Raw genomic sequence first — 15,588 nt, 5'->3', positions numbered from 1 at the left:
TTATTTACAACCACTACAGGCTTTAGACCTAAGTTCAATGCTTTTTGTAATACAAAACGAGTTTGAGGCATGGTTCCTTCAAAAGCATCTACCAGTAGTAGTACACCGTCGGCCATATTCAATACACGTTCTACTTCACCACCAAAATCGGAGTGACCAGGTGTATCAATAATATTGATTTTAACACCCTTATATTCTAAAGAAACATTTTTCGATAGAATAGTAATGCCTCGTTCACGCTCCAAATCATTACTGTCAAGAATCAACTCACCTGGAGTTTCATTCTTTCTGAAAAGGTTGCTATGCATTATCAATTTATCAACCAATGTTGTTTTCCCATGGTCTACGTGGGCGATAATGGCAATGTTTCTTAGTTTTCTCATGTTCTTATTGGCTTAACTAAGGAGATAATCACAAATTTCAGATCTTTATTACAACTTATCTCCATGATGATGTTTAATACCAATTGCAAAATGTTAATAATCTGAATGCTTTCAGGTTAATTTCACAATCAATATTGAGCATTTTCAGCAATCATTAAACGAATTAAAATCATTGTTTTATAATTGATTGCGTAGCATTTTAATGCGGCTGCAAAAGTACAGTTTATTTTTTTGAATACACTAAGTTCTTGCAAATTAAATTTTAAGGAAACGTTTTCTATTTAATATCTTAAGAATGAATTAACACGAAAGTGTGATTTATTCTATTGGTTTGTAGAGTAGAAGTTCTAAAAATATGAGTGGAAGTTGAAATTATCGAATTATGAATTGATGAACATGATTTTTTGAATGATAAAGTTGATTTTGAGTAAGGGCATATTTAGATGCTTTAAAAAAAGGCTATGAATGCCAGTTTTAAACGGCCTACAGTATACCTCAGTTATAAAGATTTGGGAGCCTGTGTTCTTTAAATCAAAATGATATGTTTATGTTCGCCAAAAAATACTATATTCATTCACCCATTTTAAAAATCCTTTATTGGAGATTCCAATTCCCCAGTGCTAATCTGGAAATCGGAGAGAAAAGTCTGTAATAGATGACTGAATCACAATTTTTTCGATGAACATTTGAAAACGAGCGACGAAAATTTGAAAATAGAATTCTTAATTTTTGTTAAATCCTTTTTAACTAGCCATTTTTGTGAACGAAATCTAATCCTGATAAAAGTTAGATTTCACAACCATTTTTGTAATCCAAAACTCTTAATGAGAGTGGAACGTTTTTCTGTGGACTAACCGCCACAAGATTACTAATCTAACAATTCATTTTATGAAAAAAGCGATGAGAAGTATTTTGTCAATGGCAGCACTGATGGTGTTGTCTGTTGCAGCTATTGCTCAAACCACTGTGAAAGGGGTGGTTGTAGATGGTAGTACCAATGAAACTTTACCTGGTGCTTCTATTATTATTCCTGGTACAGCAACCGGAACTGTAACTGATTTTAATGGAGCCTTTACATTTGAGGTGCCTGATGGAACAAAAACACTTTTAGTGAGTTTTGTGGGTTTTCTTGATCAAGAACTTACAGTGAATGGAACAGAAGATTTTGGTACAATTAAACTTGAATCAGATGCTGTTGGTCTTAATGAGGTAAGTGTAATGGCTTCTATTGTTACTGATCGTCAAACTCCAGTATCAGTCTCTACAATTAGTGCTGAGCTAATTGAAAATAAATTAGGAGCGCAGGAATTCCCTGAAGTTTTAAAGTCTACCCCATCTATCTATACTTCGAAAGAAGGTGGAGGATTTGGTGATGCTACTGTTTATGTACGTGGATTTGATTCTAACAATGTAGGTGTTTTGATTAATGGTATTCCTGTTAATGATATGGAATCAGGTAAAGTATACTGGTCAAATTGGGCAGGTCTTTCAGATGTGACTCGTACGATGCAGGTTCAAAGAGGTCTAGGTGCTTCTAAATTAGGTTTGTCTTCAGTTGGAGGAACAATTAATATCCTAACAAGATCTACTGATGCTAAAAAAGGCGGTGTTGTTAAGACTGGTGTTGCGAACGATGGACGTAGAAAGCAATTACTTTCTTTATCAACAGGTATGATGGATAACGGATGGGCTGTTACTTTATTAGGTTCTCATACTTATGGTAATGGGTACGTAAAAGGGACTGATTTTGACGCTTGGTCATACTACGCAAATGTTTCGAAAAAGATTAATGCCAAGCATACTGTGGCATTCATGATTACCGGAGCTCCTCAATGGCACAACCAAAGAGGTAACAAGCATACAATCGAGCAATATCGTAATCACAAAGATGAGTTTAAATTCAATTCTGATTATGGTATCCGTGAAGGAAAAGTTTACGGTGGTGGATATGGTTACAATTACTACCACAAGCCTCAGGCTCAATTAAATCATTATTTTAATATCGATGAGGAAACTTCATTGACAACATCTCTTTATGCTTCTGTTGGTACAGGTGGTGGACGCCGTGTTTCAGGAAATAAAGATTCATGGTTAGGAGTCGATAATAAGACAGGTTTAGATAAAGATGGTATCATGAGAACAGCAGATGGTTTATTGGACTTTGAAGCTGTTGCTGCTGCAAATGCAACTTACGCAACTGAAGGTTCTCAAGCTATTATTGGTAATTCTGTTAATAATCACTCTTGGTATGGTTTATTATCAACCTTAACTCGTAATTATAAAGAATTCACTTTCACGGGAGGTCTTGATCTTCGTTACTATAAAGGTGAGCATTACAGAGAAGTTGATGATCTTTTAGGAGGTGCATTTTTCCTTGATGATTCAAATGATAACAGAGATCCTAACAAAAAGTTGTATAAGGATGCTAAGTACTCATACCATAATGATGGTGAAGTATTGTATACTGGATTGTTTGGACAAGCTGAATATGTAGGTGATGACTTTACTGGATTTGTATCAGTTGCAGCATCTAGAAAATCATACAAGCGTGTTGATTATTTCCAATATGCACCAGGAGATCAGGAAACTGATTGGGAGCATTTCTTACCTTGGAACGTGAAAGGTGGACTTAGTTATAAAATTAACTCTATCCATACTGTTTTTGCGAATGCTGGTTACGTTCAAAGAACGCCTTACTTCTCTAATGTATTTATTAACTATGGTAACACTGTTAATGAAGATGTGAAGTATGAAAAAATTATTACTGCTGAAATAGGCTATAAGTATAATGCACCAAACTTTAATGCTGCTGTTACTCTTTACAGAACAGATTGGAAAGATCGTGGTTTAGTAAAATCTTATGGTGACGAGATCGCTAACATTAGCGGATTGAATCAGTTACACCAAGGTATTGAGATTGAAGCAGAATACAAACCTTCTAGAAAATTAACTGTAAAAGGTATGGTTTCTATTGGAGACTGGACTTATACTGATGATGTTAATGCTAAGATTATTGATGAAGAAACTCGTGAAGTAACAGCCGAGTTCGACGCTTTTCTTAAGGATGTACACGTAGGTAATTCAGCTCAGTTTAGTGCAGCTCTTTCTGTTAGTTATGAAGTTTTGCCTAAGTTAAGAATTAGCGCTGACTACTTGTATTATGGAAATCACTATGCTGATTTTGATGCTACAAAAAGAAATGATGCGAACTTTATTGGTGATTCTTGGGAAATGCCAGAAGTTGGTCTTGTTGACCTTGGATTTAACTACAGATTTAAAATTGCTGGTTTAAATGCATCTGTTTATGGTAATGTGAACAACTTATTGGATGCTGAATATGTTTCTAAAGCACAAGATGGATTAGAGCATGCTTCTAATGATGCATTAGTTTATTATGGATTTGGAAGAAACTGGTCAACAGGTTTAAAAATTAAGTTCTAAGAAGTAAGTTGTTTAAATCTAAAAATTAAGACAAATGAAAAAAATATTATATATGGCATCATTCCTTGCTTTGGCTTTTGCTTCGTGCGAGCCAATGGAAGATGTCTATGATGAATTAGATGGCTTAAAAAAGCCGTATACTCAGGAAATTGAAGTAACTCTTGCTGATGATGACTATGTAACAATTGGGACATTAGCACTTGAAGTTGCAAAGTCTGAACAGGAAACAAAGGATGCTAACTCTATTAAAAAATATAAGAACTTTAGTAAATACATTGCAGCTGCAGATTACATTCCAATGTTTTTATCAGATCAGTACCCAACACTTGAAACAGGTTCGGTAGCTGATGTTACTTATAAATTTTATCAGGGAAGTCTATCATACTTGAGAGATTTGGTGAGCTATAAAGAAGAATTAGCAGCTATGGAGTCATATGAACTGACAAATGAAGACTATGACTCTATGGGAACAGATTCAGGCCAGCCTGGTAAGTACAATAATTTTGATTCAAATATGGATATTGCATCTTATTTGAATCCATTCTTTTCATCAAAATACCCAGATGCTGTTGCTGATTTCGAAGTGTTTGTTACTTATCGATTTTATGCAGGAGGTGGTGTAACCAATACAGTTAATGAGTTTTGGGCTTATAATGGTAGCACTTGGGCTATGATTGAAAAAGAATTACCTCAAGTTCCTGAAGTTCCTGAAGATGTTGAAGTTTATGAGTTAGTAGCAGATGATTACGACTCTATGGGAACTCCTGGGAAATATGATAATTTCGGTAGTTCTGATCCTGCAAGTAAATATTTACCAATCTTCTTAGCTGAAAAGTACAAGATAACGGCACCTGAAGCAGGTGATAAGGTTGCGGTACTTTATAAAGAATATAATGGAAGTGAAACTGTTGTTAAAGCTGTTGAATATTCTTTTGATGGATTAGTTTGGGCTGAATATGCTTCTACTATTATGATGTCAGGTCAGTATATTTTGACTGTTAATGGCTGGGTTTTCGATCCTACAATTATTTTTACAATGGTTTCTAGTGACTACCAAATGATTGTTGATTATTCGATTGCAGCTCATGGCAAAACATCTGATTATCCAGATTCGGAATATTACTATGGTTCAAGTGGTAAGTATTCTAATTTCGATTTAAGATTGAAAAATAGAAATACAGAAGATTACCCAATGCCAGAATTTGCAGGTTTGAGTACTGAAGATGCTGTTGCATTGACAATGGAAAGAATGAAAGAAGGTGTTGCTGCTTTATTAACTGTGAAATATCCAGACGCAGTTGCTCAAGTTAGTGGTATTGATGTTTTCTACATGGTAGATGTAAAAGCTTACCTAGAAAATTTAACTGATGGCTTCTATACATTAAAATTCCAGTGTACTAAATCAGGTCCAAACCCTGAATTTACATACATCGAAGGATTACCTGAGTAATCAGGATTACTATACAAGTTTAAAAGCTGCCCCTTTGCGGGCAGCTTTTTTTTTGCCTTTAATTTAACATGAATCTGCTTTGGTAACGGTTTAAATGCTGTTCATAAAACATTCTTATGCTAAGTTGAGAATGAGTTTTTGAATTGAGAAGTTTTTCATACCTTCGTATTAATCAATCCTAAAGATACTCGAAGATGCCCTACCGCCGATTGCCAAATACAGATTTAGCTCGAATAAGAGCTTTGCGTTCTGCGCAAGATATGGGAGAGATTTTTTCGTCTTCCGAATTAGGTTTTTCTTTTATTCTACTTAGAAAGCTTCATGATTTCTTACCTCATTTTGAATTGGCATTAAAGAATCACCACCAAGCAATTGCCGAACAATCTATAAAAAGTAAGGAATATAATGAAAGGCAAAGAAAGGCTAGGCTCTATGTTTCGCACTTTATTCAAGTTTTAAATTTTACTATAGCCCGCGAGGAGTTAAAGCCTGAGGTGAGAGAGTTTTATGGTTTAATTATCAATTCTCAAAGTATCCCCACTTTGGTTAAGGATATTAAACTAATTGAATGGGGCCAAAAATTGATTGAGGGTGAACGTTCACGTATTGCAACTGGAGGTAATCCAATTTATAGTCCTTCTATAGCCTTGGTGCGTGTAAACTGTGATAAGTTTAGAGATGCATATAACCACCAAAAGACCTTACAGAGTAATACACAACGATTTTCTGAACAAGTAGCTCAGAGACGTTATGAGGCTGATCAAATCATTCTTGATATTTGGAATGAGGTTGAATCAAATTATAAAGATATGCCAGAAGACGAACGTCGAGAGATCTGTAGTCGTTACGGCTTGGTCTATGTTTGGAGAAAATCGGAGTTGGACCGACAAAAACAGCTCGAATCTGCTAAGCTTTCAACACTCAACCTGCCTTTTTCGACTTCGAAATAAGTGGTAAGTCAAAATTGAAAATAAGATAAGAGAGATGATACTGGTCTCCCACATCATACTCGAAGAACCAATACGATCAGCTTCTTCAGGTAATTGTCCTCGTCCCATAAAATAGCTGGCTGTTACAGCTAAACCATTATTTACAAGATGGGCAAGAATAGGGACCCATAACGAGCCTGTCCAAACTAAAAGATAACCAAATAGCATACCTAGAAAAAGGCGAGGGAAGAATCCGAAAAACTGCATATGCAGAGCTGAGAAAAGTGCTGCTGAGATAAAGATTCCCCAATGTATGTTTCCAGTCAGTTTTGAAAGTTGCTTCTGAAGTACTCCTCTAAAAAGAAGTTCCTCTCCCAAAGCTGGAATGACAGCTATTAGAAAGAGGTTTGTTAATAAGTCACCTAAATGATCCATTTTTAGGAATTTCTGGGTGACTACAGTAGCGTGTTCTTCAGAGTTTCTCATCCATTGCTCAATTCCTTTTAGGGAATCTGGAAAATGAATTTGAGAATTGAGTTCCCCCATCATATTTATTAGAGGAAGTGAAACAAGAATAAGTAAAAAGGCTTGAAAAAAGCTTAAAAATTTAGTGCTCTGATTAATCTTGAGATATTCTCCCACATTAAAAGAAAGAAGATAAGCGATAATAAAGGGAGGTATAATAAACATACCGATAGAATAGACAGCCTGGTAGAATTTAAGAGCAGGGATGTTTGGATTCGCTCCATTTATATCAAGGGCATTCGTATCAGTCATGATATTGATACCAAAGAATAAATAACAAAGTAGTGATCCTACAAAAAGAAGTATGAAGCTTGACCCCACCACCAAACTAAGGCTTAATAGAATTTGATTGAAATTTGATAATTGAGAGAATCTTCCTTTTAGCATATCTATATCTTTTCTTGTTGTCAAACAAAAATAGTTTTTTTTGAGTTTTTAAGTACTTAAGAGTTGAAACTATTTATGAGGACTTAGACTATAAGTGTGCTGGTCATTTTTTTTTGTGAATTAATATATGAAAATGGGTGTAATCTGGGGGCTATTATTTTATAGTACGTTTTTACTATTAAAGCTTGACTTAAAGTCAAGCAATCTATCTATCTTTTAGGTGATTGAAAATATTTGAGAAAGCTATTTTATATCAGAAATAAACGTGTATCTTTGTCGCGCTTAATAAGAGCAATTTATAACTATTTATTTTAAAAAAGCTATGGCAACAAAGATTAGATTAGCCCGACATGGTCGTAAAAGTAGACCATTTTACCACATTGTGGTAGCAGATAGCAGAGCGCCACGTGATGGTAAGTTCATTGAGCGTATTGGATCTTACAATCCTAATACAAACCCAGCTACTATTAACTTGGACTTTGACAAAGCATTGACTTGGTTAAACAGTGGTGCACAACCAACAGACACAGCAAGAGCAATTTTATCTTACGAAGGTGTAATGATGATGAAGCACTTACAAGGTGGTGTTAAAAAAGGATCTTTCGACGAGGCTGCTGCTGAAGTAAAATTCGAAGCTTGGAAGAAAGAGAAAGAAGCTAAAATCAATGCTAAGAAAGAAGGTCTTTCTACTGTTGCAACTGATTCAGCTAAAGCTCGTTTAGAGGCAGAGACTAAAGTTTCTACTGATAGATCTGAAGCTATTGCAAAGAAAGCTGCTGATGCTGCTGCTGCAATTGCTGCTGCTGAAGCTGCTAAAAATGCTCCTGCAGAAGCTGCAAATGAAGAAGGAACAGAATCTACTGAAGCTTAATTTATTTTGCATGTTTAAGAAAGAAGATTGTTTTTTTGTAGGGAGTTTTGTCAAAACTCATGGAGTAAAAGGTGAACTTGTAGCAAAGAAATCTAGCGATCTTCTCGAAAAATATAAATTGGAATCAGTCCTTATCGATATCGATGGGGGACTGGTTCCTTTTTTCATTACTCCCAATGGTTTAACCCCAAGAAACCATGCCACAGTTCGTATTCTTTTAGAGGATATGGAGGGTGAGGTAAAAGCAACCCGATTTATTGGTTGTGAGATTTACGTCCCTTTTAAGGATGCTCCCGATTTTTTTGAAGACAAGGATGAGCTTGAAGCGAGTGCTTTAATCGGTTTTACTTATATCGATGAAGAAAGAGGTGAAATCGGAATTATTGAAGATGTTCAGGATTATTCAGGTAATATCGTTTTGGTATTAAATCTGGATGGGCAAGAAGTCATGATTCCATTTGCTGAAGAAAATTTCATTGAAATCGATGAGGATGAAAAATCCATCACCATGATGACTCCTCAAGGCCTGATCGATCTTTACCTGGAAGATTAGTAAAACGTCATTTTATTTAAACCTTTTCTACTAGAATCTAAATTAGTTTTAGATTAATTTCTGCTATCCTATAAAATCATATCTTAAGCCTAAACTATTAAGATATATCTGATTTATTATGATCTGTAACTAAACAGTTTAGTTTTATCTTGTCAGATAGATTTATTTTACCGACATTTGCCGCAAACGTTTGAAATAGGTATTTAGGAAATATTTCCTATGTATTTCAACATCTTCAACCATTTTTGATTAAAGATTAATTTCCGAAAAATGATTAAAAGTCCGCTGCAAAAGGCTAGGTCCAAGTATATTCCCAAATTACCCAAATCATTAGGAGAAAGTGTCGCTTTAATAACTGGTAAACCCAGTGAAGCTATTGCAGACAAAGAAGCTATCAAGCAAATGTTCCCGAATACTTATGGTTTGCCATTGGTAACATTTGAATCTGGTGAGACATCCAAAAATCAAATTTTAAATGTTGGTGTAGTTCTTTCAGGAGGACAGGCTCCAGGAGGGCATAATGTCATTTCAGGACTATTCGACGCTCTTAAGAAATTAAATAATCGAAATCAATTATTCGGATTTATTGGAGGCCCCGATGGCTTACTAAGCAATTCATTTATTGAGTTAAATTCCGCAATGGTTAGTGATTATAGAAATACAGGTGGATTCGATATCATAGGCTCTGGAAGAACTAAAATAGAAGATGAGGCTTCATATGATAAGGTGATTTCTAATTGTTTAAAAAATAATATCAATGCACTAGTTATTGTCGGTGGTGATGATTCTAACACCAACGCTTGTGTTCTTGCTGAATATTTTACAGAACAGAAGGCTGGTATTCAAGTTATAGGTTGCCCTAAAACCATTGATGGGGACTTGAAAAATGACTACATAGAAACTTCCTTCGGTTTTGATACAGCCTGTAAGGTTTATAGCGAGTTGATTGGGAACATCCAAAGAGATGCTAATTCAGCAAAAAAATATTGGCATTTTATTAAGCTAATGGGGCGTTCGGCTTCACATATTAGTCTTGAGTGTGCACTAAAGACACAACCAAATATTGCAATCATTTCAGAAGAAATAGAAAAATACAAGCTCACCTTAAATAAGATTGTTGGGCAAATTGCCGAAGTCGTAAAGAAGAGAGCGAATAAGGGAGAAAATTTTGGAACAGTTCTTATTCCGGAAGGCTTGGTTGAATTTATGCCTTCAATCAAAAAATTGATTGCGGAATTAAACGATATCTTAGCCTCGAAACCAGAATATTATCAGCTTCCAACAAGTCAGGCGAAAAGAGATTTTATAACAGGACTTTTAAGTGAAGAGTCTGCTAAGGTTTACTCAAGTTTACCAGATTCCTTTGCAAAACAATTGACTTTAGATAGAGATCCTCATGGTAATGTTCAGGTTTCTAAGATTGAAACAGAGAAACTACTGATTGATATGGTGACGGATCGTTTGGCTAAGGATCAATCATTCCATGGTAAATTCAATCCTCAGAATCATTTCTTTGGCTATGAGGGACGTTGTGCAGCACCATCTAATTTCGATGCTGATTACTGCTACTCACTTGGATATACTGCTGCATTACTCATTAATTCAGGTAAAACAGGTTATATGGCTTTCATTAAAAACACATCAGAAAGTTTTGATAAGTGGTTAGCTGGTGGTGTGCCAATTACCATGATGATGAATATGGAAAGACGTAATGGTCATTTGAAACCTGTTATTAAAAAGGCTCTGGTTGATTTAAAAGGGAATCCGTTTTTAATGTTCCGATCGAAAAGAAAAGAGTGGGCTAATAATACGGATTACATTTATCCCGGTCCTATCCAATACTTTGGACCAACTGAAGTTTGTGATGCGCCATCAGAAACCTTATTGCTAGAACAAGAAACTATATTTCAAGAAGAATCCGTTTTAGTTTAGTTTTTGAAAAAATGCGCTAATCTTCTTATAGAGATTAGCGCATTTTTTTAGATCTGGATTTGATGCTTTTACCCAATAACAGTATCCTCAAATTCTCTAATTCGAATCTTAAGTGTTTCGGGTACCGCTATGCTTTCTCCCATCTTTTGACTGAAAGCAACCATGACCTGACTTGTTTTGGTCTTGATATCTCCCGTAATAGAGTCCACAATGTTCTGGCTCAGACCAACACTTTTATTCCCAATCTTATGGATACAAGTGTGCACTTCAATTTGATCTCTTAAATGGATAGGAGCGAGATAGTCAATTTCGAGATGAGCGACTATAAGAGCCGCATCATTCCAATTAATGGTTTGTCCATATATTTGTTCGAAATAATCCAATCGTCCTAAATCGAGATAACTCAGTTGCACACCATTGTTTACGTGTCCCAATATATCGATATCGCCAAAGCGAATTTGTATTTTCTTTTTGTGATTGCAATTCATAATAGTGTTTTGAGACTGTAAAACTATGAAATTATCATCAATATTAGAACTAATTCCTAGTTCCAGGTCTAAAGAGCTTACATTCAGTATCTATGGCCTCGGAATAAAAGAAACGAGTTGCGTCTATAGCAAAGAAATTGATACTGGAGTTGAGTTTAATAAATTATCAAGCACAGGACTTCTCTCAGCCATGATATCTAACCATTGCTTAAGTAATCTTTCATTGGAATTAGTAGTTGGTTCTAATATAACTTTAATCCCTTGGTAACCGGCTCTTTCTTCCGTTTTCATCCCGAACAGTTTTTCAGGATTTAGCTCACCGATAATTTTAATTTTCAAATCTTTCAAGTCCATACCAATTTCCTGTGCGACTTTAAAGCCAAGGATGTGAACACAACCTGCTAAACCACAAAGGATATATTCTACCGGATTTGGTGCTAGATTTGTTCCTCCCAATTGTTCTGGTTCATCTACGCTTACTTTAAAATTTCGAACACTAATCTCAGATTGAGATTTTGACTTTGTTTCTGATTGAATTGCAAATTCGATCTTTTGTATTTCCATTTGTTCCATACTATATTTCTTTTTAATTATACATTTGTAAAACTAGGACCTTGCTTACTTCTAATTTGGTAAACCGGGTTGTAGTTCGAAATGTGTGAGGGTGTAATTTTACACCCATTAGATAATTTTAAAACTATGGAATTGATTCATTCTTCTGGAAAAACATGCTTGTCAGTTCTTCAAAAAGAGGAAAAAGACGAGTTATATAAATCCAGTGAAATTTTGATATTTTCAGCTGGCGAACTCGTTGTGAAGAGTGGCACGCCTGTGCACAATCTCTATTTTATAAAATCTGGAATTGTAGAATTATCACTCAATCGGGATTCAAAAAAGCAGGCGCTCAACCTTCTTTTTGAGGGAGACTTTATTGGAATCAATTGTGTCTATTCAACTTCTAGTTATCGCTTTTCTGCCAAAGCATTAACCGAATGTGAGATTGAAATTATTAACCGGGATATATTTTCAGATCTGTTGCAAAGAAATAAAGATTTTGCCATGGCTTTCATTCAATACATTTCATGGGTTAATGAGGATTTTATAAACTGGCACATGAAGCTAAAAGAAAAGAATTCGGCGGGTGCTCTTGCATTTATAATCTGTGAATTTCAGAAAAGTTTAAATCAAAAAACTTTTGAAATACCTTTAACTAGGCAAGATATTGCCAGAATCATTGGATTTTCAAAAGAAAGTGTATTAAAGAATCTTGCAAGCTTTCGTAAAGAAAAGATTATTGAAAGTGAAGGTAAATCAATCAGGATTATCGATTCTGATCGATTAAATAATATTGCTAAACATGGTTGAAAATTCTAGCAGAAAGACTAAACATCATTCATGAATGGTGGTCTTAATTTGGACTTGAAAGTATTTATTCCTTCTTTTTAGGTTTTAACATGCCTCCAACCAGAATACCCAAAACAAGTCCATAAGGCACCATAGAGTACCAGTTAGCCTGAATAGGACAGGTACCGCTAATACAACCTACATATTTCCAGTATAGGAATCCTCCAATTATTCCAGCGATTCCACCTATGATTTCGAATTTTCTGTTTTTAATAAATAGTTTCATGTATATCTTTTGAGATTCAAATGTAATAAAGAGAATTGAAGAAAGAGGCATTTTTAAGAATTAGGTAATAGCATCTAATTAAGCGAGTCTTTAATTTTTTTTTAGTAAAAACACCTCTAAGTATTTATTTTTCTAGCGAATCTTTATTCTTAACTTTGTTATTCGCTGGGCTGATATGCTTATGCTTCAAATCATAAATTGATAATCTCATATATGAGATCTAAAATTATTTTATAGAATGCTTAAAATTTACCACAACCCACGCTGTTCGAAATCACGTGCAGCACTTGCTTATCTAGAAAAAAAAGGACTAAAGCCTGAAATCCGTTTGTATTTGAAAGAAGCCTACACGGTTGATGAAATGGAAGACGTATTGAAGAGAATGAATAAGGAGCCTCAAGAAATTGTTAGAACTCACGAAAAATTATACAAGACTGATTATAAGGACAAAATTTTTAATCACGATGAGTGGATTAAGATTTTATTAGAGTCGCCAGAGTTGATTCAGCGCCCTATTATTGTGAATAAGCACAAAGCTATTTTTGCTGTGCCGGCTGAAGAAATGGAAGCTATTTTATAATTCCTTATTGTTGCTTTTGTTTTCTGATTTAGATTATCAACCGAAACTCATAAGAAATGAAATATAGGTTTGAGTATGATACGCTTGGAGAAGTTAAAGTTCCTATAGATAAGTATTGGGGAGCTCAAACTCAAAGGTCCCTTGAGAATTTTCGAATAGGACCTGAAGCTTCAATGCCTATTGACTTGATAAGAGCCTATGGAATTTTAAAGAAAGCAGCAGCATATACCAATCATCAATTGGGTGTATTATCTGCCGAAAAAAAAGTGATTATTTCGCAGGTTTGCGATGAAATAATAAGAGGAGATCTTGATGAACATTTTCCCTTGGTTGTTTGGCAAACAGGTTCTGGAACCCAGACCAATATGAACGTAAACGAGGTGATTGCAAATAGAGCTCATGTTTTGAAAGGATACGAGTTAGGAAAAGGGGATAAATTTATTCATCCCAACGATGATGTAAACAAATCCCAGTCATCGAATGACACCTTCCCAACAGCGATGAATATTTCGGCCTATAAAAAATTAGTCACTCATACTATTCCGAACATTGAGACTCTAAAAAACGCTCTTTCTGATAAGGCTGAAGAAATGGCTGATATTATTAAAATTGGAAGGACTCATTTGATGGATGCAACACCTTTGAGTTTGGGACAAGAATTCTCAGGCTATGTTTCTCAACTGAACCATGCCTTACGCGCCATTCAAAATACCCTTATGCATCTTAGCGAAATTGCCTTGGGGGGAACTGCAGTTGGAACAGGGCTGAATGCGCCAGCCAACTATGCTGGGCTTGTAGCAGGATATATTTCGAAACTTACAAAACTCCCTTTTTCGTCGGCCGAAAATAAATTTGAGGCTATGGCAGCTCATGATGCTCTTGTTGAATCGCATGGTGCATTAAAACAAACTGCTGTTAGTTTGTTTAAAATTGCCAACGATATTCGATTGATGTCGTCAGGTCCTCGTTCGGGAATTGGAGAACTGATTCTTCCTGCTAATGAGCCAGGATCGTCAATTATGCCAGGGAAAGTCAATCCCACTCAAGTTGAAGCCTTAAGTATGGTTTGCGCTCAAGTCATTGGGAATGACACAACGATTACTCTTGCAGGATCAAGTGGGCAATTCGAATTGAATGTTTTTAAACCTGTAATCATCTATAACTTCTTGCAATCAGCTCAATTATTAGGAGATGCCTGCTATTCCTTTGCCAAAAACTGTATTGAAGGAATTAGACCGGATAAAGAGAGAATTAAGCAACATCTGGATAATTCTCTAATGTTGGTTACTGCTCTAAACACCCATGTAGGATATGAAAAATCATCCCAAATTGCTAAAAAGGCTTATTCTGAAAATAAAAGCCTTCGAGAGGCAGCTCTAGAATTGGGGTATGTGAGCCAGGAGGAATTTGATAAATGGGTTGATCCTAAAAAGATGATCGATCCTGACAAGTAGTCAAAAAAGAGGTTTAAATTAGCAGGATTATTTAACGATTAATGATTTAGAGTTTATTTCATGAGACTATTTCGTATTATATCGATCCTATTCAATAGCTTGATCCTTTTTTCTTGTGATCCTTTCGGAACGAAGATTGGGGATGAGGTGAGTTGTTTTGAAGCTGCAGAACCTGATATTGTTTCATTCCCAGATACACTTAAAGTGATGACTTGGAATGTGAAGTTTGGTGGTGGACGAATTGATTTTTTTTTCGATTGCCATGGGGATAGGGTAATTATGGAAAAAGAGGAGGTAGAACAGAATATGCACCTATTGGCTGAGAAGATTCGTGAGGTTAATCCAGATATTCTCTTTTTACAGGAAGTTGATATCGATTCCAAGCGTTCGGCCTTTATCAATCAAGTTCAGTTTTTATTGGATCATACGGCTTTGAATCATGGTGTTTATGCCTCGCAATGGAAAGCAAAGCATATTCCAAGTGATGGTATAGGTAAAATGGATTCAGGGAACGCTATTCTATGCAAGTGGCACCTTAATGGTGCTAAAAGAATAGCTTTACCATTAATAGGTGAACAAAATTTCATCGTTCGATATTTTTATTTAAAGCGTAATCTGTTGCATGCAAACTTGAAACATTCAGACGGGGAACTGAATTTACTCAATACACATGCCTCTGCTTATGCCAAGGACAATACGAAGAAACAGCAACTCGAAATTATTAAGCATTACGCTGATTCTTTAAACTCTCAAGGATTGCCATTTATTTTGGCAGGAGATTTTAATGCTTTGCCACCAAACAGCAAGCAAACTCAAAATTTTAGTGATTCAGTATGTGAAGATGCCGATTACGATGCGGATGATTACAGTGCTGAAATAGATTGGATGAAACCCTATTACGAAACTTACGAGTCAGCTATCTGTTTGGGTGAATATTCTAATGATAATGAGAAGCATTTTACGCA

The 15,588-nt window shown here is 35.4% G+C and carries 15 protein-coding genes; 10 read left to right on the top strand and 5 right to left on the bottom strand.

The window, feature by feature from the left end; all coding sequences use genetic code 11:
• Positions 1-383: GTP-binding protein (locus ABY905_RS06865; RefSeq protein WP_372641903.1), on the bottom strand; the 383-nt coding region annotated here is incomplete at its 3' end.
• A gap of 888 nt (positions 384-1,271) precedes the next feature.
• Here ABY905_RS06865 and ABY905_RS06860 point away from each other — a divergent pair.
• From ABY905_RS06860 to ABY905_RS06850, 3 genes are all read left to right on the top strand, one after another.
• Complete coding sequence (locus tag ABY905_RS06860) at positions 1,272-3,824, top strand: TonB-dependent receptor (protein WP_372641901.1); 2,553 nt, start codon at positions 1,272-1,274, stop codon at positions 3,822-3,824.
• A 34-nt stretch (positions 3,825-3,858) separates the two neighbouring features.
• Positions 3,859-5,274, top strand: a complete 1,416-nt coding sequence (locus ABY905_RS06855; protein WP_372641899.1) for a hypothetical protein — start codon at positions 3,859-3,861, stop codon at positions 5,272-5,274.
• 194 nt (positions 5,275-5,468) lie between these two features.
• Complete coding sequence (locus tag ABY905_RS06850) at positions 5,469-6,224, top strand: hypothetical protein (protein ID WP_372641897.1); 756 nt, start codon at positions 5,469-5,471, stop codon at positions 6,222-6,224.
• Here ABY905_RS06850 and ABY905_RS06845 read toward each other — a convergent pair.
• The gene (locus tag ABY905_RS06845) at positions 6,189-7,139 is read right to left on the bottom strand and encodes a lysostaphin resistance A-like protein (RefSeq protein WP_372641895.1); all 951 of its coding nucleotides are present in this window, start codon (positions 7,137-7,139) and stop codon (positions 6,189-6,191) included. The two genes, ABY905_RS06850 and ABY905_RS06845, sit on opposite strands and share 36 nt — an antisense overlap.
• Before the next feature lie 298 nt (positions 7,140-7,437).
• Between ABY905_RS06845 and ABY905_RS06840 the strand changes: the two genes are divergently transcribed.
• The 3 genes from ABY905_RS06840 (at position 7,438) to ABY905_RS06830 (ending at position 10,471) form a co-directional block, all read left to right on the top strand.
• The gene (locus tag ABY905_RS06840; RefSeq protein ID WP_372641893.1) at positions 7,438-7,986 is read left to right on the top strand and encodes a 30S ribosomal protein S16; all 549 of its coding nucleotides are present in this window, start codon (positions 7,438-7,440) and stop codon (positions 7,984-7,986) included.
• A 10-nt stretch (positions 7,987-7,996) separates the two neighbouring features.
• On the top strand, positions 7,997-8,539 hold the full coding sequence (rimM, locus tag ABY905_RS06835) for a ribosome maturation factor RimM (RefSeq protein WP_372641891.1): 543 nt from the start codon (positions 7,997-7,999) through the stop codon (positions 8,537-8,539).
• Positions 8,540-8,809: 270 nt separating this feature from the next.
• Positions 8,810-10,471, top strand: a complete 1,662-nt coding sequence (locus ABY905_RS06830; RefSeq protein WP_372641889.1) for a diphosphate--fructose-6-phosphate 1-phosphotransferase — start codon at positions 8,810-8,812, stop codon at positions 10,469-10,471.
• 68 nt (positions 10,472-10,539) lie between these two features.
• Here the strand turns inward: ABY905_RS06830 and ABY905_RS06825 are convergent, their stop codons facing one another.
• A complete protein-coding gene (locus ABY905_RS06825) occupies positions 10,540-10,959 on the bottom strand; it encodes an acyl-CoA thioesterase (RefSeq protein WP_372641887.1) in 420 nt (139 codons plus the stop codon).
• 123 nt (positions 10,960-11,082) lie between these two features.
• Positions 11,083-11,532 (bottom strand): OsmC family protein, encoded by a 450-nt coding sequence (locus tag ABY905_RS06820; RefSeq protein ID WP_372641885.1) that lies wholly within the window; start codon positions 11,530-11,532, stop codon positions 11,083-11,085.
• Positions 11,533-11,658: 126 nt separating this feature from the next.
• Here ABY905_RS06820 and ABY905_RS06815 point away from each other — a divergent pair, with 126 nt between their 5' ends.
• Positions 11,659-12,324, top strand: coding sequence for a Crp/Fnr family transcriptional regulator (locus ABY905_RS06815; RefSeq protein ID WP_372641883.1), 666 nt, complete (start codon positions 11,659-11,661; stop codon positions 12,322-12,324).
• A 64-nt stretch (positions 12,325-12,388) separates the two neighbouring features.
• Here the strand turns inward: ABY905_RS06815 and ABY905_RS06810 are convergent, their stop codons facing one another.
• Positions 12,389-12,589: a hypothetical protein gene (locus ABY905_RS06810; protein WP_372641881.1), complete on the bottom strand. Its 201-nt coding sequence runs from the start codon at positions 12,587-12,589 to the stop codon at positions 12,389-12,391.
• Between the two features lie 238 nt (positions 12,590-12,827).
• Here ABY905_RS06810 and arsC point away from each other — a divergent pair, with 238 nt between their 5' ends.
• The 3 genes from arsC to ABY905_RS06795 all read left to right on the top strand — a co-directional run.
• Positions 12,828-13,169 carry an arsenate reductase (glutaredoxin) gene (gene arsC / locus ABY905_RS06805; RefSeq protein ID WP_372641879.1) on the top strand — a complete coding sequence of 114 codons (342 nt, stop codon included), beginning with the start codon at positions 12,828-12,830 and terminating at the stop codon, positions 13,167-13,169.
• A gap of 56 nt (positions 13,170-13,225) precedes the next feature.
• The gene (gene fumC / locus ABY905_RS06800; RefSeq protein ID WP_372641877.1) at positions 13,226-14,623 is read left to right on the top strand and encodes a class II fumarate hydratase; all 1,398 of its coding nucleotides are present in this window, start codon (positions 13,226-13,228) and stop codon (positions 14,621-14,623) included.
• Between the two features lie 60 nt (positions 14,624-14,683).
• Positions 14,684-15,588, top strand: a 905-nt coding sequence (locus ABY905_RS06795; RefSeq protein ID WP_372641875.1) for an endonuclease/exonuclease/phosphatase family protein, incomplete at its 3' end; no start/stop codon positions are given.

It is taken from the genome of Ancylomarina sp. (genome assembly GCF_041555295.1).
Taxonomy (GTDB): Bacteria; Bacteroidota; Bacteroidia; order Bacteroidales; family Marinifilaceae; genus Ancylomarina.
The sequence above is the reverse complement of the archived record's forward strand: the minus strand, read 5'-3'. Positions and strand labels throughout refer to the sequence as shown.